The organism is Streptomyces sp. FXJ1.172, from assembly GCF_001636945.3.
GTDB lineage: Bacteria > Actinomycetota > Actinomycetes > Streptomycetales > Streptomycetaceae > Streptomyces.
Window position 1 is genome coordinate 8842698 of sequence record NZ_CP119133.2, and the last position, 23861, is coordinate 8866558.

22 protein-coding genes and 1 pseudogene are annotated in these 23861 nt (G+C 71.4%); 10 read left to right on the plus strand and 13 right to left on the minus strand.

The window, feature by feature from the left end; genetic code table 11:
- Positions 1–151 precede the first annotated feature (151 nt).
- Positions 152–1042 (plus strand): prolipoprotein diacylglyceryl transferase, encoded by an 891-nt coding sequence (gene lgt, locus A6P39_RS39775; protein ID WP_067038908.1) that lies wholly within the window; start codon positions 152–154, stop codon positions 1040–1042.
- Positions 1043–1224: 182 nt separating this feature from the next.
- Here the strand turns inward: lgt and A6P39_RS39780 are convergent, their stop codons facing one another.
- From A6P39_RS39780 to A6P39_RS39790, 3 genes are all read right to left on the minus strand, one after another.
- Positions 1225–1923, minus strand: a complete 699-nt coding sequence (locus A6P39_RS39780; protein WP_067038836.1) for a response regulator — start codon at positions 1921–1923, stop codon at positions 1225–1227.
- A 76-nt stretch (positions 1924–1999) separates the two neighbouring features.
- Positions 2000–2674: a CBS domain-containing protein gene (locus tag A6P39_RS39785; RefSeq protein ID WP_067038835.1), complete on the minus strand. Its 675-nt coding sequence runs from the start codon at positions 2672–2674 to the stop codon at positions 2000–2002.
- A gap of 39 nt (positions 2675–2713) precedes the next feature.
- Positions 2714–3118 (minus strand): STAS domain-containing protein, encoded by a 405-nt coding sequence (locus A6P39_RS39790; RefSeq protein WP_067038907.1) that lies wholly within the window; start codon positions 3116–3118, stop codon positions 2714–2716.
- 256 nt (positions 3119–3374) lie between these two features.
- Here A6P39_RS39790 and A6P39_RS39795 point away from each other — a divergent pair, with 256 nt between their 5' ends.
- Together A6P39_RS39795 and A6P39_RS39800 are read left to right on the plus strand one after the other, a co-directional pair.
- A complete protein-coding gene (locus A6P39_RS39795; RefSeq protein WP_067038834.1) occupies positions 3375–4469 on the plus strand; it encodes a zinc-dependent alcohol dehydrogenase family protein in 1095 nt (364 codons plus the stop codon).
- Entirely contained in the window at positions 4466–4948 is a 483-nt protein-coding gene (locus tag A6P39_RS39800; protein ID WP_067038833.1) for a pyridoxamine 5'-phosphate oxidase family protein, read from the plus strand. Before A6P39_RS39795 ends, A6P39_RS39800 begins: the two co-directional genes overlap by 4 nt.
- Before the next feature lie 63 nt (positions 4949–5011).
- Here A6P39_RS39800 and A6P39_RS39805 read toward each other — a convergent pair whose 3' ends face one another.
- Entirely contained in the window at positions 5012–5488 is a 477-nt protein-coding gene (locus A6P39_RS39805; RefSeq protein WP_067038832.1) for a pyridoxamine 5'-phosphate oxidase family protein, read from the minus strand.
- A gap of 361 nt (positions 5489–5849) precedes the next feature.
- On the opposite strand from A6P39_RS39805, the gene A6P39_RS39810 reads away from it, so the two are divergent.
- Positions 5850–7571, plus strand: a complete 1722-nt coding sequence (locus A6P39_RS39810) for a sensor histidine kinase (protein ID WP_107304180.1) — start codon at positions 5850–5852, stop codon at positions 7569–7571.
- Between the two features lie 49 nt (positions 7572–7620).
- Here the strand turns inward: A6P39_RS39810 and A6P39_RS39815 are convergent, their stop codons facing one another.
- The 4 genes from A6P39_RS39815 to A6P39_RS39830 form a co-directional block, all read right to left on the minus strand.
- Positions 7621–8805, minus strand: a complete 1185-nt coding sequence (locus A6P39_RS39815; RefSeq protein WP_067038831.1) for a cytochrome P450 — start codon at positions 8803–8805, stop codon at positions 7621–7623.
- Between the two features lie 42 nt (positions 8806–8847).
- Positions 8848–10203, minus strand: coding sequence for an NAD(P)/FAD-dependent oxidoreductase (locus A6P39_RS39820; RefSeq protein WP_067038830.1), 1356 nt, complete (start codon positions 10201–10203; stop codon positions 8848–8850).
- Positions 10193–10402, minus strand: a complete 210-nt coding sequence (locus A6P39_RS39825; RefSeq protein WP_030176846.1) for a ferredoxin — start codon at positions 10400–10402, stop codon at positions 10193–10195. The genes A6P39_RS39820 and A6P39_RS39825 overlap by 11 nt, the downstream gene beginning before the upstream one ends.
- A 171-nt stretch (positions 10403–10573) precedes the next feature.
- Positions 10574–12337: an MOSC and FAD-binding oxidoreductase domain-containing protein gene (locus A6P39_RS39830; protein ID WP_067038829.1), complete on the minus strand. Its 1764-nt coding sequence runs from the start codon at positions 12335–12337 to the stop codon at positions 10574–10576.
- A 214-nt stretch (positions 12338–12551) separates the two neighbouring features.
- Between A6P39_RS39830 and A6P39_RS39835 the strand changes: the two genes are divergently transcribed.
- The 4 genes and pseudogenes from A6P39_RS39835 (at position 12552) to A6P39_RS39845 (ending at position 15074) form a co-directional block, all read left to right on the plus strand.
- Entirely contained in the window at positions 12552–13421 is an 870-nt protein-coding gene (locus A6P39_RS39835) for an alpha/beta fold hydrolase (protein WP_067038828.1), read from the plus strand.
- Positions 13422–13521: 100 nt separating this feature from the next.
- Positions 13522–13668, plus strand: a pseudogene (locus A6P39_RS45675) (DUF427 domain-containing protein); the annotation flags it as partial.
- A 111-nt stretch (positions 13669–13779) separates the two neighbouring features.
- Positions 13780–14124: a DUF427 domain-containing protein gene (locus tag A6P39_RS39840; RefSeq protein ID WP_234378676.1), complete on the plus strand. Its 345-nt coding sequence runs from the start codon at positions 13780–13782 to the stop codon at positions 14122–14124.
- A gap of 80 nt (positions 14125–14204) precedes the next feature.
- Positions 14205–15074, plus strand: a complete 870-nt coding sequence (locus A6P39_RS39845) for a helix-turn-helix domain-containing protein (RefSeq protein WP_067038827.1) — start codon at positions 14205–14207, stop codon at positions 15072–15074.
- A gap of 31 nt (positions 15075–15105) precedes the next feature.
- Here A6P39_RS39845 and A6P39_RS39850 read toward each other — a convergent pair whose 3' ends face one another.
- The 5 genes from A6P39_RS39850 to A6P39_RS39870 are packed head-to-tail and all read right to left on the minus strand — an operon-like array spanning position 15106 to position 21458.
- Positions 15106–16296, minus strand: coding sequence for a thiolase family protein (locus tag A6P39_RS39850; protein ID WP_067038825.1), 1191 nt, complete (start codon positions 16294–16296; stop codon positions 15106–15108).
- Positions 16293–16946 carry a CoA transferase subunit B gene (locus A6P39_RS39855; protein ID WP_067038823.1) on the minus strand — a complete coding sequence of 218 codons (654 nt, stop codon included), beginning with the start codon at positions 16944–16946 and terminating at the stop codon, positions 16293–16295. The genes A6P39_RS39850 and A6P39_RS39855 overlap by 4 nt, the downstream gene beginning before the upstream one ends.
- Complete coding sequence (locus A6P39_RS39860; protein ID WP_067038821.1) at positions 16943–17728, minus strand: CoA transferase subunit A; 786 nt, start codon at positions 17726–17728, stop codon at positions 16943–16945. Before A6P39_RS39860 ends, A6P39_RS39855 begins: the two co-directional genes overlap by 4 nt.
- A gap of 11 nt (positions 17729–17739) precedes the next feature.
- Positions 17740–19512, minus strand: a complete 1773-nt coding sequence (locus A6P39_RS39865; RefSeq protein ID WP_067038819.1) for an FAD-dependent oxidoreductase — start codon at positions 19510–19512, stop codon at positions 17740–17742.
- A gap of 17 nt (positions 19513–19529) precedes the next feature.
- Positions 19530–21458 (minus strand): maleylacetate reductase and hydroxyquinol 1,2-dioxygenase domain-containing protein, encoded by a 1929-nt coding sequence (locus A6P39_RS39870; protein WP_067038816.1) that lies wholly within the window; start codon positions 21456–21458, stop codon positions 19530–19532.
- Positions 21459–21696: 238 nt separating this feature from the next.
- Between A6P39_RS39870 and A6P39_RS39875 the strand changes: the two genes are divergently transcribed.
- Together A6P39_RS39875 and A6P39_RS39880 are read left to right on the plus strand one after the other, a co-directional pair.
- Positions 21697–22386, plus strand: a complete 690-nt coding sequence (locus A6P39_RS39875) for a response regulator transcription factor (protein ID WP_079133048.1) — start codon at positions 21697–21699, stop codon at positions 22384–22386.
- A complete protein-coding gene (locus tag A6P39_RS39880; RefSeq protein WP_067038815.1) occupies positions 22383–23819 on the plus strand; it encodes a sensor histidine kinase in 1437 nt (478 codons plus the stop codon). Before A6P39_RS39875 ends, A6P39_RS39880 begins: the two co-directional genes overlap by 4 nt.
- Positions 23820–23861 lie beyond the last annotated feature (42 nt).

Genomic DNA, 23861 nt, shown 5'->3' on the forward strand with positions numbered 1-23861 from the left:
GCCGTCGTCACGGTGCACTGACCGGTGCGGTGCTCGACTCCGAGGACGGCGGCTCCGCCCCGCCAGGACGGGGCAGTGTCCGATGTATCGTCGAGTGGATCCTCTCCGGCTCGTGGGCCGGGTTCCGTACGTGCGAGAAATGGCCGAGCCCTTGAACCTGGCGTACCTCCCCAGTCCCTCCCAGGGGGTCTGGCACCTCGGACCGCTGCCGATCCGCGCCTACGCACTGTGCATCCTGACCGGCATCTTCACCGCCGTGTGGCTGACCGGCCGCCGCTGGGAGGCCCGGGGCGGGCGCCGCGAGGACATCGCCGACATCGCCATCTGGGCCGTACCGTTCGGCATCCTGGGCGGCCGGCTCTACCACGTGATCACCGACCCGGAGCTGTACTTCACCGCCGGCAAGCAGCCCCTCCACGCCCTCTACATCTGGGACGGCGGCCTGGGCATCCCCGGCGCGGTGGCACTCGGTGCGGTCGGCGCCTGGCTCGGCTGCCGCCGCCGCGGGATCAGGCTGGCCGACTTCGCCGATGCCGTCGCCCCGGCACTGGTGCTGGCCCAGGCGATAGGCCGCTGGGGCAATTACTTCAACCAGGAGCTGTACGGCCGCCCCACCCATCTGCCGTGGGCGCTGTACATCGACCCGGCGCACCGGCCTGTCGACAGCCCGGACATCGCCCTGTACCACCCGACGTTCCTGTACGAGTCGCTGTGGGACGTCGGCGTCATGGCGCTGTTGCTGTGGCTGGACCGCCGGCACCACCAACGGCTGCGCCGGGGGCGGCTGTTCGCCTGCTACGTGCTCGCCTACACCACCGGCCGGGCCTGGATCGAGGCCCTGCGTATCGACCACGCCAACCACTTCCTCGGCCTGCGCCTGAACGACTACGTCTCCATCCTCCTGTTCACCGGCGCCCTCGTGTACCTGACCGTCAGCCGCCGTCCGCGCCCGGGTGACGACGCGCCCTATCCGGACGGCGGGGGCGCGGATGAGGCCCTTGAGCCGGTCGCGGCCGGCGCCGCTGACCGGGATGAGGTGTGACAGCGGCCCCGGGCGCCGACGAAGCGCAGGCCGCCTCCGGCCATGGCTCTCGGAACCGGCGCCCCGGCCCGCCTCCGTGTGTGCTGCGGTGACGACGCCGGGTTCGGCCGTTCCTCGCGCGCCAGGGTGGTGACGTCGGGCAGGCCGGCAGGCCGGAAGACCAGGTCTCCGCGGTGTGCCGCTCAGTGGTCCGAGCGTTCCGCGGACCCCTGCGGTTCCAGGTGCGACGCGAGGACCGCCGCCTGGACCCGGCGCTGGACGCCGAGCTTGGACAGCATGCGCGAGATGTGGTTCTTGACGGTCTTCTCGGACAGGTACAGCTTCTTGCCGATCTCCCGGTTGGTCAGTCCGTCGCCGATGAGGGCGAGGATGTCCCGTTCCCGGGGCGACAGGGCGGCCAGCTCCGGCGGCAGCGTGGGCGACGTCGCCGGGTCCCGCAGGGAGTGCATGAGCCGAGCGGTGGTGGCGGGGTCCAGCATCGACTGTCCCGCGGCGACGGTGCGGACCGCCGAGACGAGGTCGGAGCCCTTGATCTGCTTCAGGACGTAGCCGGACGCTCCGGCCATGATCGCGTTCAGCAGGGCCTCCTCGTCGTCGAAGGACGTCAGCATGAGGCACGCCAACTCCGGCAGCCTGCTGCGCAGTTCGCGGCAGACGGTGATGCCGTCACCGTCGGGCAGGCGGACGTCGAGCACGGCGACGTGCGGGCGCAGCGCGGGGCCGCGGGTGAGCGCGTGCTCGGCGGTGTCCGCGTCGCCGACCACGTGGATGTCCGGTTCGGCGTCGAGCAGATCGGTCAGCCCGCGCCGGACGACTTCGTGGTCGTCGAGCAGGAACACACGGATCGGGTCCTGCGCGGTGAAGGTGCGTGGCTCGGTCATGGCGACCTCTCGTTCCCCGGTGACGGGACTGCGGACTGTCCGTGACGCCGATCATGACCTGTCGGCGTCCCACCCACTAGGGCCGACCGGCCCCACTCACTTCATGGTCGTCGCGCGCGAGGCCGAACCGCACGTCCACCACGCCTTTCACGGCCCGCACCAGCCGCGCGGCCACCGGAACCAGAGCGCTGTCGCGGATGAGGCCCCCCAGGGTGACGACTCCGTCGTGCACCTCCACCTGGACGGACGAGGACGCCGGGGGGAAGAGGTGCGCCACGATCTCGTGCCGGACCTCCGCGGCGATGTCCGCGTCGTCGCGCAGGAAGACCTTGAGCAGGTCGGCACGGCTGACGATCCCCTGAAGCATGTCGATCTCGTCGACGACGGGCAGCCGTTTGACCCCGGCCCGTGCCATGATCCGTGCGGCCTCGGCGACGGTGGCGCCGGCCTGGACGGTGACGGCCGGGGAGGACATCAGGTCGCCCGCGGTCAGCGCTTCGGCCTTCGCCACATCGGACGGTCGACGCAGTGGGAGGTCGGCCGCGTCGGGGTCGTCGCGCAGTTCCTCCTTGACCAGCAGATCGGCCTCGGAGACCACGCCGACGACCCGGCCCTCGCCCTCGATGACCGGCAGGGCGCTGACCTGCCAGTCCTGCATCAACTGCACGATCTCCTTGAAGGGTGCCCGGCGGCCGACGGCGGCTACCGTCTGCGTCATGACATCGCTGACGATGTTCGGCGTGCCGTACATGGTGAACTCCGTCCTCGCGGCGACGCCTTCCGCACCGCCTCATGGCCTGGTGGGGGAGACGTCGGGCTGCGGCAAGGGCCGGGGGAGTTGCGGGTGCACTTCGAAGACGTTCCGCAGCCCCGTGACACGCAGGAGGTGCAAGAAGCTCGTGTCGCCGGTGACCAGCCGCAGCCGGCCCTGCCCGGCGTGCACCCGGTTGCGTGCGCGGCACAGGACGCCCAGCCCGGCGCAGTCGATGAACGCGACCGTACGCAGATCCAGCACCAGGTCGAAGTGCGATGCGGCGGTGAGCATGTCGAGCCGTGCCGACAGAGCGGGCGCCGTCAGCATGTCTATCTCGCCCCGTAGGGTCACGACCGTCGTTCCGCAGGCTCCATGGTGGGCCACGGCCGATACCGGATCGCTGTGTCCTCCGGTCACCCGCGGCGTGTGGTTCTCGGCCATGAGGAGATCGAACCGGGGACACCGGCCCGTCGGGTAGGGCCGACCGGCCCTGGTCACCGGTCCGTCCGGGGCACCCGTGCCGCCGGCACGGGCCCGTGGGTGCCCGTGGGCGCCGCCGTCCGGCCGGGTGTGGGGGCCGGTCGGCCCAAGCGGAACGGTTCGCGCACTGGCGAAGCTGAACATGTGGGGCGGCTTCCGGCCCGTGCCGGAAGCCGCCGGTCCCGCGACGGGCCGACCGAAGAGGGTGAGGAATGCCATGAAGGGCTTCGTCTTCCACGGTCCCGGACAGGCGTCCTGGCGGGACGTGCCGGACCCGGGCATCAAGGAGCCGACCGACGCGATCATGAGCGTCGGCATCGTGACGATCTGCGGCACGGATCTGCACATCCTCAAGGGCGACGTGCCCGAGGTGCGCCCCGGGACGGTCCTCGGTCACGAGGCGGTCGGTGAGATCGTCGAGGTCGGCAGCGACGTGCGCACCGTACGGCCCGGGGACCGGGTACTGATGTCCTGCATCACCTCCTGCGGACGGTGCCGCTTCTGCCGGGAGCGCACCTACGGCCAGTGCCGGGGCGGCGGGGGCTGGATCCTCGGCCATCTGATCGACGGCACCCAGGCCGAGTACGTCCGCGTGCCCTACGCCGACCTGTCCGTCCACCCGCTGCCAGGTGCCGTCCGCAGCGAGGACGCGGTCCTGCTCGCGGACATCTTCCCGACCGCCTACGAGGTGGGCGTCCTCAACGGGCAGGTTCGTCCCGGAGACACCGTGGTCGTCGTCGGCGCCGGGCCCATCGGGCTGGCCGCCGTCGTCACATCCCGGCTGTTCTCGCCCGAGCGGATCATCGCCGTGGACCTGGCCCCGGCGCGGCTGGAAGCGGCCCACCGGCTGGGCGCCGACGCGGTCGCGGACGTCCGGGAGGGCCCCGCCCAACTGGTCGCCGACCTGACCGACGGGCTCGGCGCCGACGTGGTCATGGAGGCGGTCGGCGTCCCCGACAGCTTCGAGCTGTGCACGCGTATGGTCCGCCCGGGCGGCCATGTGGCCAACATCGGCGTGCACGGCAGGCCGGCCACGCTGCACCTCGAAGACCTCTGGATCAAGGACGTGACGATCACGACGGGCCTGGTGGACACCTACTCCACCCCGACCCTGCTGCGGATGGCCGCCGCCGGCCGGCTGCCCACCGGGCAACTGGTCACCCACACCTTCCCGCTGGAGCAGATGGAAGAGGCGTACGACGTCTTCGCCAAGGCCGCCGAGACCGGCGCGCTCAAGGTGGTGCTCGGCGGCGAGCAGCATGCGGAAGTCGCCGTTCCCGCGGCCCGATCCGGAAGGACGAGCGAACCATGACCGAACAACAGACGAAGCCGGGCGCGGCCACGGGTGGCGCCGTGGACCTGTCGCCCGGCCTCGGACACGCGGTACGGGAGCCCCGGTTCGCCGATCTGGGACTCTGCGAGTGCCACGCCCTGCTGGGGTCGCACGGAGTGGGCCGCCTTGCGGTGCCGACGGGCACGGGGCCGGTGATCGTGCCGGTCAACTACAGCATCGTCGACGGGGCGATCGTCTTCCGGACCGCCGACGGCGTGACCCCCTCGTTCTCCTGCGGGCACCAGGTGGCGTTCGAGGTCGACCGGATCGACGACGCGTTCAGCCAGGGCTGGAGCGTGCTGGTCCGTGGCTGCGCCCGGGTCGTGACGGACGACAGGGACAGGCGCCGGTTCAGCGAACAGGCGTACAGCACGCCTTGGGCGGGCAGCTCGCGCGACGTATGGGTGCGGATCGAGCCGCACACGGTGACCGGGCGACGGATCGGTGTTCCTCGATAGCACCGTGTCCCCGGGCAGCACCGTCGGCCGGGGTCTGCCGCCGACGCAGCGGCCGCTCGCCACTCACCGGCCGCCGGCCGGGCCCCGGCGCCCGCCCGGAACGGTGTCCTCGCCGGTGAGCAGGACGCCCGAGACCAGTTCCGGACGGATGCGGACCGCGTGGTCCGTGCCCTGCTGTGGTGCCCACGGGCACAGCAGAGACCGGATCCGAGCCAGTTCCCGAGGATCGGTGACAAGGCGGGCGTACCCCGTGACCACCACGCTCCAGCCCAGGTGGGTGACGGGGTCGATGGCGTCGGCCTCGAAGGCGACCACCACGCCGGAACCGGCGTCCTGCCCGGCGTGCGAGGTGAGCGCCGCGCCCTCGTCGGTGCGGATGACGATGTCACCGTCGTCCAGAACGTGCTGGACCGGGCGGACGGTCGGCAGGGCCCCGCGGGTGAAGACGACCCTTCCCAGGGACACGCTGCCCAGCAGTCGCAACGCCTCGACACGGTCCAGCTCGAGGCTGCGCAGCACGGGCTCGTTGTACTGGATCATGGCTGGTCTCCGCTCACCTGCTGTCTCCGCTCACCTGCTGTCCCCGGTCACCTTCTGTCCCCGCTGTCGGTCCGGCCGAGGGCGGAAGCTGTTCCGGAAGACGTTCCCGTGACGGAGCATGGCGGGACTCCTCGGCCGTGCGGCTGCGTACCACTCCAGCGTCCGCCGGCATCGGACGGCCCGGGAGGTGCCCACGGTCCCGTCGGCCGGGCCGATCGGCCCCGCCGCCGGAGCGGGCGGGAAGGCAGTCCCGGCAGGCTGGCCGGTTGCCGCCGTTCGCATACCGCCCCTGGCCGGAGCGGGATACCGTGGAGACGACCCGCCGGCGCCGGGTCCGCGAAGCTGATGGACCGGGAGGAGCATGGTGGGAACTCCCGAGGATCTCCGTGATCTGCTGCCGCAGTTGAAGCTCGACGAGCTGCTGGGGGAGCTGCAGTCGCGGATCGATGCTGTCCGCGGCACCCGGGACCGTGTGCACAGCCTGCTGGGGGCGGTCCTCGCCGTCGGCCGGGAGCTGGACCTGGAACAGGCGCTGCGCTCCATCGTCGAGGCCGCCGCGACCCTGGTGGACGCCGGGTACGCGGCGCTCGGTGTCATCGGGCCGGACGGCAGGACCCTGTCGGCCTTCCACACCGTCGGTGTCACCGATGAGCAGGTCGCCGAGATCGGTTCCCTGCCCGAGGGCCACGGCATCCTCGGCGAGCTGATCCGGCACCCGGAACCCCTGCGCCTGGAAAAGCTCTCCCAGCACCCGGCCTCGTACGGTTTCCCGGCCCATCACCCACCGATGAACAGCTTCCTCGGCGTTCCGATCCGGGTCCGCGACCAGGTCTTCGGCAACCTGTACCTGACCGAGAAGCGCGGCGGGCTCGCGTTCGACGAGGAGGACGAGTCGGTGCTGGCCACACTGGCCGTCGCCGCCGGCATCGCCATCGACAACGCCCGTCTGTACGAGGACTCCCGTCTGCGCGAGCGCTGGCTGAGGGCGAACGCGGAGATCACCCACAGTCTGCTGTCCGGCAGCGGTCCCGCCGAGGCACTGGATCTGATCGCCGAACGCGCCCGGGAGATCTCCGGCTCCGCCCTCGCCGCGGTCGCGGTGCCCTTGGCGGACAGTGGGATGCTCAGTGTGGAGATCGCCGTCGGAGTGGACGCGGAGGCGCACCGGGGGCTGGTGCTGCCCTTGGAACGCACACTGATGGGTCTGGCGTTCTCCGGCGCCGCCCTGGTCATCAGTGACGACGTCGCCCACGACGAGCGGGTGTCCACCGCCCCCCCGCGCTTCGAGGGGCTCGGCGCCGCCGTGGCCGTCCCCATCGGGACCGGCGAGGACGGTGTGCGCGGGGTGGTGCTGCTGGCCCGTGAGGCCGGACGGCCGGTGTACTCGGGCAAGGAGACGGAGACGCTGCTGGGGTTCGCCGCGCAGGCGGCGATCGCGATGGAACTGGCAGAGCGCCGACGGGACGCCCAGCGGATCGCGGTGCTTCAGGACCGTGACCGGATCGCCCGTGATCTGCACGACCTGGCCATCCAGCGGCTGTTCGCCACCGGCATGACCCTGCAGAGTGCCGGCCGCTTCATCGAGCACCCGGAGGCCGCCGAGCGGGTGCAGCGGGCCGTGGACGACCTGGACGAGACCATCAAGATCATCAGGTCGACGATCTTCGGCCTGCGGACCCGCGAGAACGCCGTCGGCGGCGGACTGCGTGCCAGGGTCGTCCAGATGGCCGGCGAGGCCGCGCAGGTGCTGGGCTTCCCGCCCAGCGTGCGGATGGAGGGCCTGCTCGACACCGATGTGCCGCGCGAATTCGCCGACCATGTGGTGGCCGTGCTCTCCGAGGCGCTGACCAACATCGCCCGGCACGCGCACGCCGAGCGCGCGGACGTGGCATTGACGACCGACGGCCGCGAGGTACGCCTGAGGGTGTCGGACAACGGCGTGGGTATCCCGGGCGACGGCCGCCGCAGCGGGCTGCGGAACATGGCCGAGCGGGCGGAACAGCTCGGCGGACTGCTCGAGGTCACCGGTGCGGACGGTGGCGGCACCGTGCTGGAGTGGCACGCCCCGCTGCCTGCGGAGTAGAAGTCATGCTGCCTGCCGCAGGTTCAGGTGACGGTGGTGGACACGACGCTCATAGCTGGATGGGCAGGTGACGAGGCCCGCGGAGCATGGCGTTCTGGCGGTAGGGGGGCGGGTCCTCGACCAGGCCGGCGGTGCCGAGGTGGGGGAGCAGCGCGCCGAGCGCGGACATGGCCTCGATGCGGGCGAGGGGTGCGCCGTAGCAGAGGTGGATACCGCTGCCGAAGCCGAGGTGCTGGTTGTCCGGGCGGGTGGGGTCGAACCGGTCCGGCTCGTGGAACCGCACGGGGTCGCGGTTGCCCGAGGCCAGCACCAGGATGACGGACGTGCCTCGGGGGATCCTGGTGCCGGCGACGTCGATGTCGGCGTGCGTGATGCGCTCGCGCATGTGGACCGGGGGTTCGTAGCGCAGCAGTTCCTCCACCGCTCGCGGCAGCAGGCCGGGTTCACGGCGCAGGTGGTCCAGCTGTTCGGGCTGGCGCAGGAAGGTGAGCACGCCGTTGGTGATGAGGTTGACCGTGGTCTCGTGTCCGGCGATGAGGAGCAGTACCGCGGTTTCGGCGAGTTCCTCCTGGGTGAGCCGCAGAGCCGGGTCCGGCTCGTTGACGAAGGCGGAGAGCATGTCCTCGCTCGGCTTGCCGCGGCGCTGTTCTGCGAGGTTCACCAGGTACCCGCCCATCTCGACCCGCGCCTGGTCGCCCGCCTTGTGCGTCCCGGTGGTGTCCTCGTCGGGCCTGACATCCGCGGCCGTGACGATCGCGTCGGACCAGGCCCGGAACAGCGGCTCGTCCTCGCGGGGAACGCCGAGCAGGCGACAGATCACGGTGACGGGCAGCGGGTAGGCGAAGTCGTCGACGATGTCGATCCGGCGGCCCGCCTCGAAGGATTCCGTCAGGTCCTTGGTGATCCGGTCGATCTCGCCGCGCATGCCGTCGACACGACCGGGACTGTGCGGCGGCCCGAACGGCCGCATGGCCAGCGCGCGCAGCCTGTGGTGCTCGGGGTCGTCGAGCCGCAGGAACGGCGGCTTGTGGATCACGTCGCCGCGGGTGCGGGGATCGGCACTCATCCGCGGGTCGTGGAGCAGGGCGGCGATCTCGTGGTACGTGCCGATCAGGTGGCTGCCGCCGGCCTGCCGCACCACGGGACCGGCTTCGCGGAGTTCCGCGTACAGCGGGTAGGGATGGGGGCGGCTGGCGTAGTCGGTGATCCGTGCCAGCAGGTTCTCGGAGTCCATGGTGGCTCCTCGTGGTCGGGCAGGACGTGGACGGCCGGTGCGTTACAGAACCGTCAACCGGCGATCGGGGAGGTAGCCGGTGAGCGCTACGGTCGGGCCGTGGGACAGCACCGACGGATCCGGCACGAGAGAGGGGATCGGGATGTCGGCCGCGATCGCCCGGTCCGCGGCACCGGGCGGCGGCGGGAACGGAGCGGCCGTCTCGATCAAGTGCCGGTAGTAGTCGAGGGACTTCGCCATGTCGACGGTGACCGCGGCCGTGACCCGCCCTTGGTAGCCGTAGACCATCGCCAGCCTGCGTGCCTCGAGAGAGCCCTGGGCGATGACCACGTGGTCGGAGTAGGTGGGCACGCCGACCGACTTGATGTTGAGCCCGAACTGGGTCGACCAGAACGTCGGGATGGTCAGGTGCGGGCGCTGCAGGGCCCCCGGGTTGACCATGTTGTGGGCCGCCACCTCCGCCTGCTCCACCGCGTTCCCCCAGTGCTCCAGGGAGAGCATCTGGTAGCCGAACAGCGGGTGGGGGAAGCGGGAGACGTCGCCGGCCACGAAGACGTCGTCCGTGACGATCCCGTACATGGTGAAGGCCCGGCACCCGGCGTCGCACGCGATCCCGCGCGGGCCCGCCGCCAGCCCGGACTCCGCCAGCCACTCGACGTTGCGGATCGCCCCCAGGGCCACGACGCACACGTCGGCGTCGACGCGGCTGCCGTCGGACAACTCCGCACCGGTCAAGCTGCCGTTCCCGCGCAGGGCGGTGACCGTCACCCCGGTGCGCAGGTCCACGCCATGGTTGCGCTGCATGACGGCCGCGAGCTTGGAGAGGGTGCCGCCGAGGGCGCCCACCAGGGGTGCGGAGCCGCGTTCGGCCACTGTGACCTGCAGCCCGAGTTCCCGACAGGCCGAGGCGATCTCCGAGCCGGTGAAACCGGCACCGATCACCAGTACCCGCTCCGGGCCGGCGGCCAGCCGCTCGGCCAGCCCCCCTGCGTCCTCACGCGTGCGCAGAGTGAACACCCCGTCCAGGGCGGCCTCATCCGGGTTGGGCCAAGGCCGCGCACGGGTTCCGGTGGCGATCAGCAGCCGGTCGTACGGCAGTGACTCCGCGTCCTCCAGCAGCACCTGTTTCGCCAGCAGATCAAGGCCCGTGGCCCGTACGCCCAGCCGCCACTCGGCGTCCGGGTCCCGACGCATCGGCAGTCCGGTGGTCTCCGCCGTCGCCTGGCCGAGCAGCACCTGCTTGGACAGCGGCGGTCGGTCGTAGGGCGGATGGGGCTCGTCCCCGACCACGGTCAGCGAGCCGGTGAAGCCCTCCTCGCGCAGCCCCTCCGCAGCCCTCAGCCCGGCCAGCGACGCACCGACGATGACGATACGGCCGTCCTTCAGGTCACCGGGCACCGGTGCTCACCTCTTCCCCGAGGAGGATGGCCTGCACCGGGCACGCCGCCGCGGCCTGGCGGACGCGCTCGACCTGGTCGTCGGGGACGGCCGTGGCGTACAGCAGCCCCTCCTCGCCGTGCAGCTCGAACACCTCGGGCGCGAGGAACACACACTGGGCATAGCCCTGGCAGCGTGTGAGGTCGACAACGGTCCGCATCTTCACCACTTCCTCCGCTGTCCCACCCCCCTCATCTCCAGCATGAGGGGAGAGCCGGACACTCGCACGGCGCTCTTCGACGGCCAGGCCGGTTTCGCCCGCCGGGGCTGCCTCGACACCCGAGGCCGCCCCGAAGCCGACACCGGCCAGCTGATCCGATCAGATGCCTGCTTACAGATCGAGGACGACGTCGGTGGCCGGCTCGCTGCAGCAGACGAGTACGGTGCCGGACTCGGGAAGTTCGAGAGGCGCAGTGGTGTAGGCGACGTCGCCTGACACCAGGTGGGTGATGCAGGTGTGACAGACCCCGGTGCGGCAGGACCAGCGGGTGGGGATGTCGCAGGCTTCGGCCAGGTCCAGGAGAGACGTATGAGAGGGCGACCACGGGGTGGTGACGCCGCTGCGGGCGAAGGTGATGAGGGGGCCGGTGCCCGGTGGGCCGGGTGGCTGGTGCGGCCGGACGGCGGCAGTGGGCGTCACGCCGGGATTGATGGCCGGCAGCGCACTGAACTGTTCCGTGTGGATCCGCTCGGGGCTGAGACCGTGGTCGCGCAGATGACCGCCGAACTCGTCCATGAAGACGGGCGGTCCGCATAGGTAGGCGTCGGCATCGGTGGGAAGGTCCATGGCCGCGAGCGATGAGGCGGTCGGGCGACCCTGGACGATGTGGCGCGCGTCGGGTTGTGGGGCGCCTTCGGCGGTGTAGTAGATCTGCTCGTGCGCGTCGGGGAGTTGGGCCAGAAGCGCGTGGGCCTCGTCCGCGAAGGCGTGCTGGGCGCGGTCGTGGGCGACGTGGATCCACCAGACGGGGCGCGGGTCTTGTGCGGCGGCGAGGTGATGGAGCATGGCGAGCACGGGGGTGGCGCCGATCCCCGCGGAGAGGAGGACGACAGGGCGGGTACCTTCCTCGAGGACGAACGTTCCGCGAGGGCTGGCGATGTTCACGAGGTCGCCGGGGCGGAGCGCGTCGTGGATGTAGCTGCTGACCTTTCCACGGTCCTCGCGTTTGACGCTGATGCGGTAGGTGCCGGCTGTGGGTACGGAGGACAGGGAGTAGCTGCGCACTGCGGGGCCGGTGTCGCCGACGGCGAGACGGATGGAGAGGTACTGGCCGGCACGGGCCGCGGGCAGGGGAGTGTCGTCGGTGGTGTCGAGGTAGATCGACGAGACGGTGGGTGTCTCGGGGACGATGCGAGCGACGCGCATGGTCTTGAAGCCCGGCCATCCCGGCTCCTCTCTGGGCTGCTGGGTGCCGCTGCGTTCGCGTGGCCATCCCGGCTCCTGTGCGGGGGGACGGGCGGCGGCGAGTTCACGGAAGGACCGCTGCCATCCAGGGCTGAGAGCGGGGATGTTCAGTGCTCTGCGCAGCTTCGCCGGGTCGCGGTCGGGGAGGTAGAGCAGTGCGTCGCTGTCGGCGACGCTCAGTTCTTCGGGTCCTTTGCGGATCAGGGTGATGCGGTCGCCGGCCTCGACGCGTCCTTCGGTCAGGACACGCAGGTAGAAGCCGGGGCGGTGGTGGGCGACCATCAGGGAGGCCATGGCCGGTTCGCCCAGGCGCATGCCGACGCGGTAACAGGTGACCCGCGGCTGGGTGACTTCGAATTCGGCCTCGCCGATGCGGTACCGGTCGCCGATGCACACTTCGTCGTCCGGCAGCCCGTCGACGGTGAAGTTCTCGCCGAAGATCCCGAAGGTGAGGTCCTCGCGACCGAGGTGCCTTCGCCAGTACTGGTAGGACTGCAGCTGGTAGACGAGGACAGCGCGTATGTCGCCACCGTGCCCGGCCAGGTCTCCTTGGCCATCGCCGTCGATGTTCAGCCGTCGCACCATCCGGGGGCCGGACACGGGGGACTTCCAGGCTCCGGTGTGGACGGTCCTTCCCTGCCAGGAGACGTCCTTGGGCAGCCCCACGTTGACGGAGAGCAGCGTCGCCATGGCGGACCTCCTGCGGATGGCGGCCGGGGAGTGACCCTCATGACGCTGTGCGTCATGCGCTCGGAAAGATCCTATTCGTGTGCCGGTGCCACCGCGATTCCGTCGACCGCTCCGCGGGCGCGTCGATCTAACCAGTAAATTCAGCTTGACAGGTTAGTTCGTCCGTGCTCGACTGGGCTTGTAACTGTTGAAGGTTGTGAGAAAGGTTAGGGGTATGTTCTCCGCAGTCCACCACCGCACGGCCACCGTCAACGGTCTCGATGTCTTCTACCGGGAGGCCGGCGACCCGAAGGCACCCGTGGTCGTCCTCCTGCACGGCTTCCCGACCAGCTCGCACATGTTCCGGCACCTCATCCCGGCGCTTGCCGACCGCTACCACGTGATCGCTCCCGACCACATCGGGTTCGGCCAGTCCGCCATGCCCGCCCTGGCGGACTTCCCGTACACCTTCGATGCCCTCGCCGAGATCACTTCGTGCCTGCTGCAGCAGTTGGGTGCCGACCGGTTCGCGATGTACGTGCAGGACTACGGCGCCCCCATCGGCTGGCGTCTCGCGCTCGAGAGCCCCGACCGCATCACCGCGATCATCACGCAGAACGGCAACGCCTACGAAGAAGGCTTCATCAAGCCCTTCTGGGACGGCGTCTTCGCCTACGCCAAGGCCCCAGGGCCGGACACCGAGACCCCCATGCGGGGAGCCCTGACCCCCGAGATCACCCGGTGGCAGTACGTGAACGGAGTCGGCGACCCCAGCTTGGTCAGCCCCGACAACTGGGTCCACGACCAGGCGCTGCTGGACCGCCCCGGAAACGACGAGATCCAGCTCAAGCTGTTCCGCGACTACACCACCAATGTGGACCTCTACCCGAGGGTCCACCAGTACTTCCGTGATTCCCAGGTCCCGCTGCTGGCTGTCTGGGGAGCGAACGACGCGATCTTCGGCCCCGAGGGCGCCAAGGCGTTCAGTCGGGATCTGCCCGACGCCGAGATCCATCTGCTCCCCTCCGGGCACTTCGCCCTGGAGAGCCATCTCGAGACCATCGCCGGGCACATCCGCGGCTTCCTCGCCCGCGTCCTCGTCTGACGCGGCGGCTGCGGGCGGCCCGGGCGTCGGGCACTTCCTCACCCCCGAACCCCTGCCCGAGCGCCTCGTGTTCGCCGAGCGACTGCGCCGCCGTGTGCGCGTGAAGTTCAATGACGCCTGGATCGCTGACAGCGGGAGCGCCGTCCTCCTGTATGAACCGGGCCGCTACCCGGTCGCCTGCTTTTCTCGCGAGGACATCGACAAGCAGCTCCTCGCCCCGAGCGGCAGGGTCACCCACCGCACCACAAGGGCCTCGGCGACACGGTCTGGTACACGGTGCGGGCCGGCGACCGCGCCACCGAACACGCCGCCTGGGAGTTCACCGCACTGCCCGAGCACGCCGCCGACCTCCAGGGTCGTGTCGCGTTCGCCTGGCGGGCGATGGACGTCCTTCTGCGAGGAGGACGAACGCATCCTGGGGCACGTCGCGGACCCGTACCACCGCATCGACATCCGCGACACCTCCCGCATGCTGGAAGTCCGTGCCGGTGGCGCCGTGATCGCCCGCTCCCGGCACCCTGTCGTGCTCTGCGAATCCGGATTCGCCCCGCGCTGGTACGTCCCGCGCGCCGACATCGACGAGAGGCGACTGCGCCCCGGCGAGAGCCGGACGTTCGACGGCACCCGCCTGCACCTCGGGCCCGGGCAGAACGTCGTCCCGCACGGCGTCGAGCGCGGCCTCGACGTCAACGAGGTCCGGTGACCGCCGCGCGATCCGGGCGCTTCTCGATCGCCCAGATCTGGTTTACTATTCAATTAAATGTGCCGTGAGGAGGTCGCAGCATGGCGGAACTCGGCCTGGCGGACACGGTCGGCATGCTCCGGCAGCCCGGCGTGCGGACGCGGAACACCAGCTCAGGGCTTGGATGGGAGCGGCTGTACCTCTCCATGCAGGAGGAGCAGCCCTACCGCGCGGCGTTCGATCCGGCTCCCACCCACCTGCTGATCCTGCACCTCAGCGGGCCCGTCACCGTACGGCGGGGGCAGGGCGCGGACGGGCGGTCACGGATGATCCCGGCCGGTGGGCTCTTCCTGCAGCCGGCCGGCCGCGCTCTCGCCGTCGAACTCGGCGGGCGGCTGGAGACGATCCACGCGTACCTCACGGACGACGCCCTGCGCGACGCGAACGGCGGGCGGCCCGTGGAACTGTCCGAGAAACTCGGGGTCAGCGATCCACTCGCCGAACAGCTCATGCTCGCGCTGGAGGGAGCGGTCCGCTCCTGGGAACCCTCGGCCCGCACGTACACCGACCACCTGACCGGTATGCTCGCCGCCCAGCTCGCACGCCGTCACGGTGCCCGCGCGACCGCACCCCCGCCCGACCGGTCCGGGCTGTCCGACAGGCAGCTCGGCGCCGTCCGTGAGCTGATGCGGCAGCGCCTGGCCGAACCGCTGCCGATCGCGGACCTCGCCGCCTCGGCCTCGCTGAGTCCGAGCCAGTTCACGCGGAGGTTCCGGGCGAGTACCGGCCGCTCGCCCCACCAGTTCCTGCTCACCTTCCGTCTGGAGGCCGCCTGCCGGATGCTGCGCACCGGCTCGGCCCCGATCGCGGAGGTGGCCGCCGCCTGTGGCTTCTCCCATCAGGAGCATCTCACCCGGGTGATGCGTGCCCGGCTGGGCACCACCCCGGCCGCGCTGCGCCGGTCCGGCTGAGGAGGCCCTCCCCGCCTCTTACGGCCTTCCCTCAGCGCTCCAGTACCAGGGCCAGTCCCTGGCCCACGCCGATGCACAGTGCCGCCAGGCCCGTGCCGGTGCCCGCGGCGGCCAGCTGGTGGGCGACCGCTCCGGTGATGCGGGCGCCCGACGCGCCCAGCGGGTGGCCGATGGCGATGGCGCCGCCGCGCGGGTTGACCACCTCGGGGTCCAGCTCCGGCAGTGCGGCCAGGCAGGCCAGCGCCTGTGCCGCGTAGGCCTCGTTCAGCTCGGTCGTGTGCAGATCGCCGGGAGCGACCGCCGCCTTGGCGAGTACCTTGCGGATGGCGTCGACCGGGCCCAGTCCGAAGTACTGCGGTTCGATGCCCGTCACCGCGGCCGCCCGGACCCGGGCCAGGGGTTCGCGCCCGATCGCGGCGAGTCCGATTTCGTCGGCGAGCAGCAGCGCGGCCGCCCCGTCGTTGAGCGGTGAGGCGTTGCCGGCCGTGATCGTGCCGTCCGCGGTGAAGGCCGGTCTCAGCCGGGCGAGGGCCTCGAGGGAGGTGTCGTCCCGGATGCCTTCGTCGCGGGTCAGGTCCACGCCCTCGACGGGGACGACCTCTCCCGCGTACCGGCCCTCACGCCAGGCGCGGGCGGCGTTACGGTGGCTCGCCAGGGCGAACGCGTCCTGCGCCGCCCGGGTGACGGCGTACTTGGCGCCGACGAGTTCCGCGCTCTCGCCGAGCGGGATCGTCCACTCGGCGGGCATCCGCGGGTTCACCATCCGCCAGCCGAGCGTCGTCGAGTACAGCTGCTGGTCCTTCGCCGGGAAGGCCCGCTCCGGCTTCGGCAGCACCCAGGGCGCGCGGCTCATGGACTCGACACCGCCCGCCACCGCGATGGACGCGTCACCGAGCGCGATCGCGCGGGCGGCCTGGATGACGGCCTCCATACCGGAACCGCACAGCCGGTTGACCGTGGCGCCGGGCACGGTGACCGGGAGTCCGGCGAGCAGGACGGCCATGCGGGCGACGTCCCGGTTCTCCTCGCCCGCGCCGTTGGCGTTGCCCAGCAGTACGTCGTCGATGCGCGCGGGGTCCAGGCCGGGGCTGCGGTCGACCAGGGCGCGCAGCACGCCGGCGACCAGGTCGTCCGGGCGTACGCCGGCGAGGGCGCCGCCGTAGCGGCCGAAGGGGGTACGGACGGCATCGACGACGTACACGTCACGCGGTCGCTCGATCATCGGTTGCTCCCAGCAGGCTTCTCACGAGGGATCGTCACGGGAGTGCGGGCCGCGACCTGATCGGCCGTCACACCCGGGGCGGTCTCGACGAGTTCGAGCCCGCGCGGGGTCACGTCGAGGACGCACAGGTCGGTGATGATCCGGTCCACGCAGCCACGGCCCGTGAGCGGGAGCGTGCACTCCTGGACGATCTTGGAGGTGCCGTCCTTCGTCAGGTGCTCCATGAGCACGACGACCCGGCCCGCGCCGTGGACGAGGTCCATCGCACCGCCCATTCCCTTGATCATCCTTCCGGGGACCGACCAGTTGGCGAGGTCGCCGCGGACCGAGACCTGCAGCGCGCCCAGGATGGCGGTGTCGATGTGGCCGCCGCGGATCATGCCGAAGGACAGCGAGGAGTCGAAGAAGGACGCCCCCGGCCGTACCGTCACGGTTTCCTTGCCCGCGTTGATGAGGTCGGCGTCGACCTCGTCGGGCGACGGGTAGGGCCCCACACCCAGCAGCCCGTTCTCCGAGTGCAGGATTACGTCGACGTCCAGGGGCAGGAAGTCGGCCACGCGGGTGGGCAGCCCGATGCCCAGGTTGACGTAGTCGCCGTCCCGCAGTTCGCCGGCGGCGCGCGCCGCCATCTCGTCCCTGGTCCAGCTCATCGCTCGCGCACCGTTCTCTTCTCGATCGCCTTGTCGGCGGCCTGCTCGGGGGTCAGCGCGACGACGCGCTGCACGAACACGCCCGGCAGATGGATCTCATCGGGGCCGAGTACGCCCGGCTCGACCAGCTCCTCCACCTCGGCCACGGTGATGCGCCCGGCCATGGCGGCCAGCGGGTTGAAGTTGCGCGCCGCGCGGCGGAAGACGAGGTTGCCGTGGCGGTCTCCACGCGCCGCTCTGACCAGCGCGTAGTCCGTGGTGATGGCGTGCTCCAGGATGTGGTCCACGCCGCCGAAGGTCCGCACCTCCTTGGGCGGCGAGGCCACGGCGACCGAACCTCCCCCAGACTCCGTCCGGGAGGTGCCCCCAGCCGCATAGCGCCACGGCAGTCCGCCCTCGGCGACCTGCGTGCCGACGCCGGCCGGGGTGTAGAAGGCGGGGATCCCCGACCCGCCCGCCCGCAGTCGCTCGGCGAGCGTGCCCTGCGGAGTCAGTTCGACCTCCAGCTCGCCCGTGAGGTACTGGCGGGCGAACTCCTTGTTCTCGCCGATGTACGAGCCCGTCACCCGGGCGATGCGGCCCGCGGCCAGCAGGACGCCGAGGCCACGGCCGTCGACGCCGCAGTTGTTCGACACCACCGCCAGGCCGCTCGCGCCGCTCTCGTACAGGGCGCCGATGAGGACCTCGGGGACGCCGCTCAGCCCGAAGCCGCCGACGGCGAACGACCGTCCGTCCGTCACGTCCGCCAGGGCCTCCGCGGCCGTGGCCATCACCTTGTCCATCTCGTTCTCTCCTACCGGGACAGCACCCGGCGCAGAACGCCGAGCAGCTCGTCCTGGGCCGACTGCGCGCTCACCGGGGCGGTGGCGCGGCGCCAGGCGACGTGGCCGTCCGGGCGCACCAGCAGCACGCCGTCCTCGGCGATCTCACCGACCCGGCTCCATTCGCCGTACGCGTCACGGGAGTTGTCGTCCCCGATGCGCACCACCCGCAGCGGGACGCCGAGGTCCGCCCGGCACGCGGCCGCGGCCGACTCCCACACGCCGCCCGACAGGCCGGTCAGCACGGTGAAGATGCCGCCGCCGACGACGTCCAGCGTGGACAGACGCCCGCCCTGGGCGTCGACCAGCCAGGCGTGCGGCAGTTTCGCGCCGGGCCGGGTGGTCGGCTGGGCCACCAACTCCCGGTCCTGCTCCCAGACTTCGGCCGGTCCGTCCTCGGGAAGCACCGCGGAGGAGACATAGCGCTGGTTCATCTCGACGCCGTGCGCGTTGAACTCGTAGTTCTTGAGCTGGATCGCCTCTTCGAGCAGGCGTCGTTTCTTGGCGCCCTCGGGCGTCGGCGCGCCGATCGCCGTGAGTCCCTCGGCGATGGCTTCGTGGTCGCCGCCACCACCGATGCCGAGCACGTCGAAGATCGGGCCGAACTGGTCGCGGCTGAGGTTGGCCCGTTCGACGATCTGCCGTCCGACGGGGGCCCGTTCGGCGGAGTAGCTGTCGAGCAGTGCGGGGCCGGCTTCGCCACGGATCACCATGGCGAGCTTCCAGGCCAGGTTGTAGGAGTCCTGGATGGAGGTGTTGGAGCCGAGCCCGTTGGACGGCGGATGACGGTGCACCGCGTCGCCCGCACAGAAGACCCTCCCGGACGAGAACGCCGAGGCGGAACTGTGGTTGACCGTCCACAGCGAGGTCGAGGTGATCTCCACCGGCAGGCCGGGGTCACCGACGAGGTCACGCACGATCTGCCGCGCCGACTCCTCGTCCACCTCCGGCGGCGGCTGCTCGATGTCGTACCCCCACACCAGCAGCCACTCGTTCCACGGACGCACCATGCGGACCAGGCCCATGCCGATGCCACCGGTCTCCGCCCCGGGCTGCAGCACCCAGTACAGGACGCTCGGCCGGTGGGCGCAGTACCGGGCGAGGTCGGCCTTGAAGACGATGTTCATGCTCCCGGCCTTGGCCATACGGCCGTCGAAGGGGAGGCCGAGCTGCTCGGCGACCGCGCTGCGCCCGCCGTCCGCGCCGATCAGGTAGCGGGCCCGTACGGTGAACTCGTCGCCGCGGACCCGGTCGCGCAGCAGTGCGGTGACGCCGCTGTCGTCCTGGGTGAAGCTGAGGAACTCGGTGTCGAAACGCACCTTGGCCCCTCGGGCCGCCGCGTTGTTCGCCAGGATCGGCTCCAGATAGGTCTGCGGCAGGTCGATCATCTGGCAGGGGCTCTTCGAGGCGTATTCGGCGGCCGACGCGGGCCCCGTGCCCCAGCTGCGGATGCGGCCGATCTCCTGCCCGGTCAGCGCGGTGCACAGCACCGTGTCGCCCATCAGGTGGGACGGACTGCCGGCGGCCAGTGCCTCGGACTCCACTCCCAGGTCGCGCAGGACCTCCATGGTGCGCTGGTTGGTGATGTGGGCCCGGGGCGTGTTGGCCAGCCAGCCGTACTTCGTCACCAGCAGGGTGCGGATGCCGTAGGTGGCCAGCAGCAGTGCGGCCGAGCCGCCGGCGGGTCCGCTGCCCACGACGAGGACATCGGTGTCGTACGTGCGTTGCGTGTCGGTGGTGGTCATGGGTGGGCGCTCCTCGGTCATCCGGCCAGGGGGGCGAGACGGAAGGTGTAGGTGAGCCGGCGCCATTCGCCGTCGACCGGGCGGCCGTCGGGGGTGGGGCCGGTCTGCGGTTCGAAGTCGACGACCAGGTCGTCCTTGACGCCGAAGACGGTGTCGCTGTCCAGGTAGGCGCCGCCGGACACGAACAGCTGCGTGATGAGCCGGCGGTGACCGGGCGCGTCGACCATGAAGTGGAGGTGCGGTGCCCGGAAGGGGTGGCGTCCGGACGCCTTGAGCAGCTGCCCGACCGGCCCGTCCTCGGGGATCGGGTACTCCGAGGGCAGGATGGACCAGAACGTGAGCCGGCCCTCGATGCCGGTGCGCAGTCGCCCACGCAGCACCGGCCCCTCCAGATCCGGGAGTTGGACGTCGTAGAAGCCGTCCTCGTTGGACTGCCACACGTCCACGACCGCGTCCTCGACCGGTTCACCGGCGGTGTCCGTGATCCGCACGTCCACCCAGAGCGGGATGCCGGGCAGCTCTCCGGAGATGTCGCCGCCGTGCGGGGTGTCGGGCGGGCCCTCGACGTAGAAGGGACCGAGCACCGCGGACGGAGTGGTGTGCGGCGTACGGGAGTTGGTGAGCAGATCCACGGCGCTGGAGACGCCGAGCGTGTCCGACAGCAGCACGAACTCCTGCCGGGACGGGCTGCAGATCTCTCCGGTGCGGGTGAGGAAGTCGATGGCGTACTGCCATTCGGCCTGGGTGACGTCGTTGGTCGCGACGAAGGTGTGCAGATGCCGGACCAGGTCGCTCAGCAAGGTGCGCACGCGCGGGTCGGGCGCCTGCGCGAAGCTGGCCACGACCTGTTCGGTGAGACGGGCCAGCTCGGTCTCCGTGGCAGGGGGACCTTCGGGCCGGCGCCCGCGCCAGGCGCCGGCCAGCAGCTCCGCGATGCCGTCGGTGGTCAGCTCGCGCGGGTTCGGGTACGGCGTCGAGGTGGCCAGCTCGGCCGCGCGGGCGAGGCCGGACTCCGGCATGCCCAGGGCGCGCAGCGAGGTGGGACCGCCCAGGGAGGCGATCAGGTCGTACACCCCGCCGGGGGCGTCGGGCACGCCCAGGGCGTCGGCGATACGGCGCATCACACCGGGCACCGCGGGCGCGTTGTAGGCCATGGCGTGCGGCAGCACGACGGTGTGCGTCTCGGCGTGCGGGAGACCGAAGCTCCCGCCGAGGGTGTGGCACAGCTTGTGGTGCAGGCCCATGCCCACCGTGGCGAGACAGGTCCCGGCGAGCCAGGCCGCGTGCAGCAGGTCGGCGCGCGCGTCCACGTCGGCCGGGTCGGCGGCGAGGCGGGGCAGCGCCCGGGCGATGCGGGAGACCGCGTCGAGGGCCTGTTGATCGGTGACCGGGTTCGCCTCCTCGGAGTACAGGGCCTCGACAGCGTGGGCGAGCGCGTTGACGCCGCTCGTCACCGTCAGGGACACCGGCAGGGAGAGGGTGAAGTCGACGTCGTAGACGACCGTCTCGGGCAGGATCTCCGGAGACGACCGGGTGACCTTGCGTCCGTCCCGGGTCTCGCCCAGGACGGGGGTCACTTCCGAGCCGGCGTACGTGGTCGGCAGGATCACCTGCGGCAGCCCCGTGCGCAGGGCCAGCGCCTTCGACAGGCCCGTGGTCGAGCCGCCCCCGACGGCGACGATGCCGTCCACGCCGGACTCCCTGACGACCTCGAGAGCCTGTTCCGTCACCTCCACCGGGGTGTGCATGGCCGCGCCGTCGAACTCCGCCGCCAGCAGGCCCCCGAGCGCGTGACGGGCCCGCGCGGAGGCCGCCGCGAGGTGCCCGCCGGACAGCAGCAGCACCCGGGAGCAGCCGAGCCGCTCGACCTCCTCGGCAAGGCGCCCGACCGTGCCGGCGCCGAAGACCACCCGGGAGGGGTGGGATGTGTAGACGAACGTCCGCATTGAACTCTGCCTCCGCGTGTCATCCGGTCGCATCGGTCCCTTGAGCCACCGAGTATGCGAATGACGTCCGCGTGAATTCCTGCACGATCCGCGCGGGCCACTGCACGAAACACGCGCGTCGAGCACCGCTGGACAGGGCTGCGAGGTGTACGTCGTGGCGACGCCTGCGGCACGCCGAGTTCGTGCGCCGGCGGCCTGTTTTGGCAGGCTGTCTCCCGTGAGCGGTGGTGGCGGGTGCGTGAAGGCATCGAAGATCCTGGTGGTGGAGGACGATCCCGAGGTGCGGTACGCCTTGGCGGACGGGCTCGCCGTGGAGGGCTACGAGGTGCGCGGGGTTCAGGACGGCCTGGCAGCATTGGCTGCGCTTGCCGACTGGGGGCCCGACGCCGTCGTGCTTGACGTGGTGATGCCCGGCCTGGACGGGCTGGCGGTCTGCCGCCGGCTCCGTGCCCTGGGCGACCGCACTCCGGTGCTGGTGCTGACGGCCCTGGGCTCGGTGAGCGAGCGCGTGGACGGCCTCGACGCGGGGGCCGACGACTACCTCGTCAAGCCTTTCGCGCTGGACGAGTTGCTGGCACGGATCCGCGCGCTGCTCCGCCGCACCGCCGCCGCCGCGCCAGAAGGGGAGGCACATCTGTCCTTCGCCGACCTCGTGGTGGATCCGGCCGCCAGGACGGGACGGCGCGGTGTGCGCCGCATCGAGTTCAGCCGCACGGAGTTCCTCTTGCTGGAACTGCTGTTGCAGCACCCCGGTCAGGTGCTGCCGCGGGCGACGATCCAGCAGCGCGTGTGGGGTCGCGACTTCGGCCCGGAGTCCAACTCACTGGCCGTATACGTCCGGTATCTGCGGCGGAAGCTGGAAGCCGGCGGTGAACCCCGGCTCGTGCACACGGTGCACGGTGTCGGTTACCGGCTGGACCTGCCATGACGGGGGTGCGACGGAGCCGGGAGCCGCGGGACACCGGCCGACACGATCGGTGGCTGCGACGCCGTCCGCTGCGCACCCGCTTGACCATGGCGGCCTCGGTGGCCGTGGCGGTCGTGGTCGTCGCCGTGTGCGGGGCAGCGTTTCTGGTGATCCGCCAGCAGCTGCTCCACCAGCTCGATCTGCACCTGACCCAGTCCGCCCGGCTGGCCGCCCAGCAGTACCGGCACGAGCCTCTGGGCGTGGTGCAGGGCGAATGCCGCTACCTCGCCGCGCCGGCGTGCGCACAGCTGGTCCCCGTCCGGGCCGGCGACGACCCCGCCAAGCCGTATCTGCTTCCGGTCGGCCCCGCCACCCGTGAGGTCGCCGCCGGGATCCGGGGCCCGTACTACAGCAGGCTGACGTTGGCGGGACACCCCGCTCGCATGCTCACCACTCCGTTGGGCACGGGGCGTGCCCTCCAGGTCGCCGTGCGCTCCGACACGGTCGACCAGGGGGTGCGGCGGGCCGCCGGGCTGCTCGGCGTCGTCGGGGCGATCGGCGTGGTACTGGCCGGTGCCCTCGGCTCCTGGGTCGCGCGTACCGGCCTGGCCCCCGTCAGCCGGCTCACCGCCACGGCCGAACGCATCGCCACCACCCGGGATGCCCGGCACCGCATCGAACTGCCGGCGGAGCGGGCGGGCCGCGAGGACGAGATCACCAGGCTCGCCGCCTCCTTCAACACCATGCTCGACGAGCTGGAGAAGTCCGTCACGGCTCAGCGCCGCCTGGTCGCCGACGCCTCGCACGAACTGCGCACTCCGCTCACCTCGTTGCGCACGAACGCCGAGCTGCTCGTGCGCTCCGCACAGCTCACCGATGCCCAGCGCGAACGCGCGGCCGCCGCGCTGGCCCGGCAGCTGCGCGAGGTCACCGTCCTGGTCAACGACCTGATCGAGCTGGCACGCGAGGAGGAGCCGGACCCACTGATCGAGGACGTACGCCTCGCGGATGTCGTCGTCCACGCCGCCGACGCCGCCCGCGACCACTGGCCGGACATGACCTTCGCCCTCTGCGTCGCCCCACAGGCACGCACCAGCACGGTCGCGGGAGTGCCTGCCCGGCTGTCGCGCCTGCTGTCGAGTCTGCTGGACAACGCGGCGAAGTACAGCCCACCGGGCCTCCCGGTAGAAGTGCGGCTGACCGCTCCGGCGGGGCATCTGGAGGTGGTCGTCCGTGACCACGGTCCAGGGATCGCGGAGGAGGACCTGCCCCATGTCTTCGACCGTTTCTACCGAGCCCGCTCGGCACGGGCCCTGCCGGGTTCCGGCCTCGGGCTGGCCATGGCCCGGCAGATCGCCCGTGCGCACCATGCCGACCTCACGGCCGAGCACGCACCCGGCGGCGGCGCGCTCTTCCGCTTGAGGATCCCGACCCAAGGCCCTGGCGCTCCATGACGGAGCCCACGGACGCATGTCCTGGCTCTCACATCTGTCTTA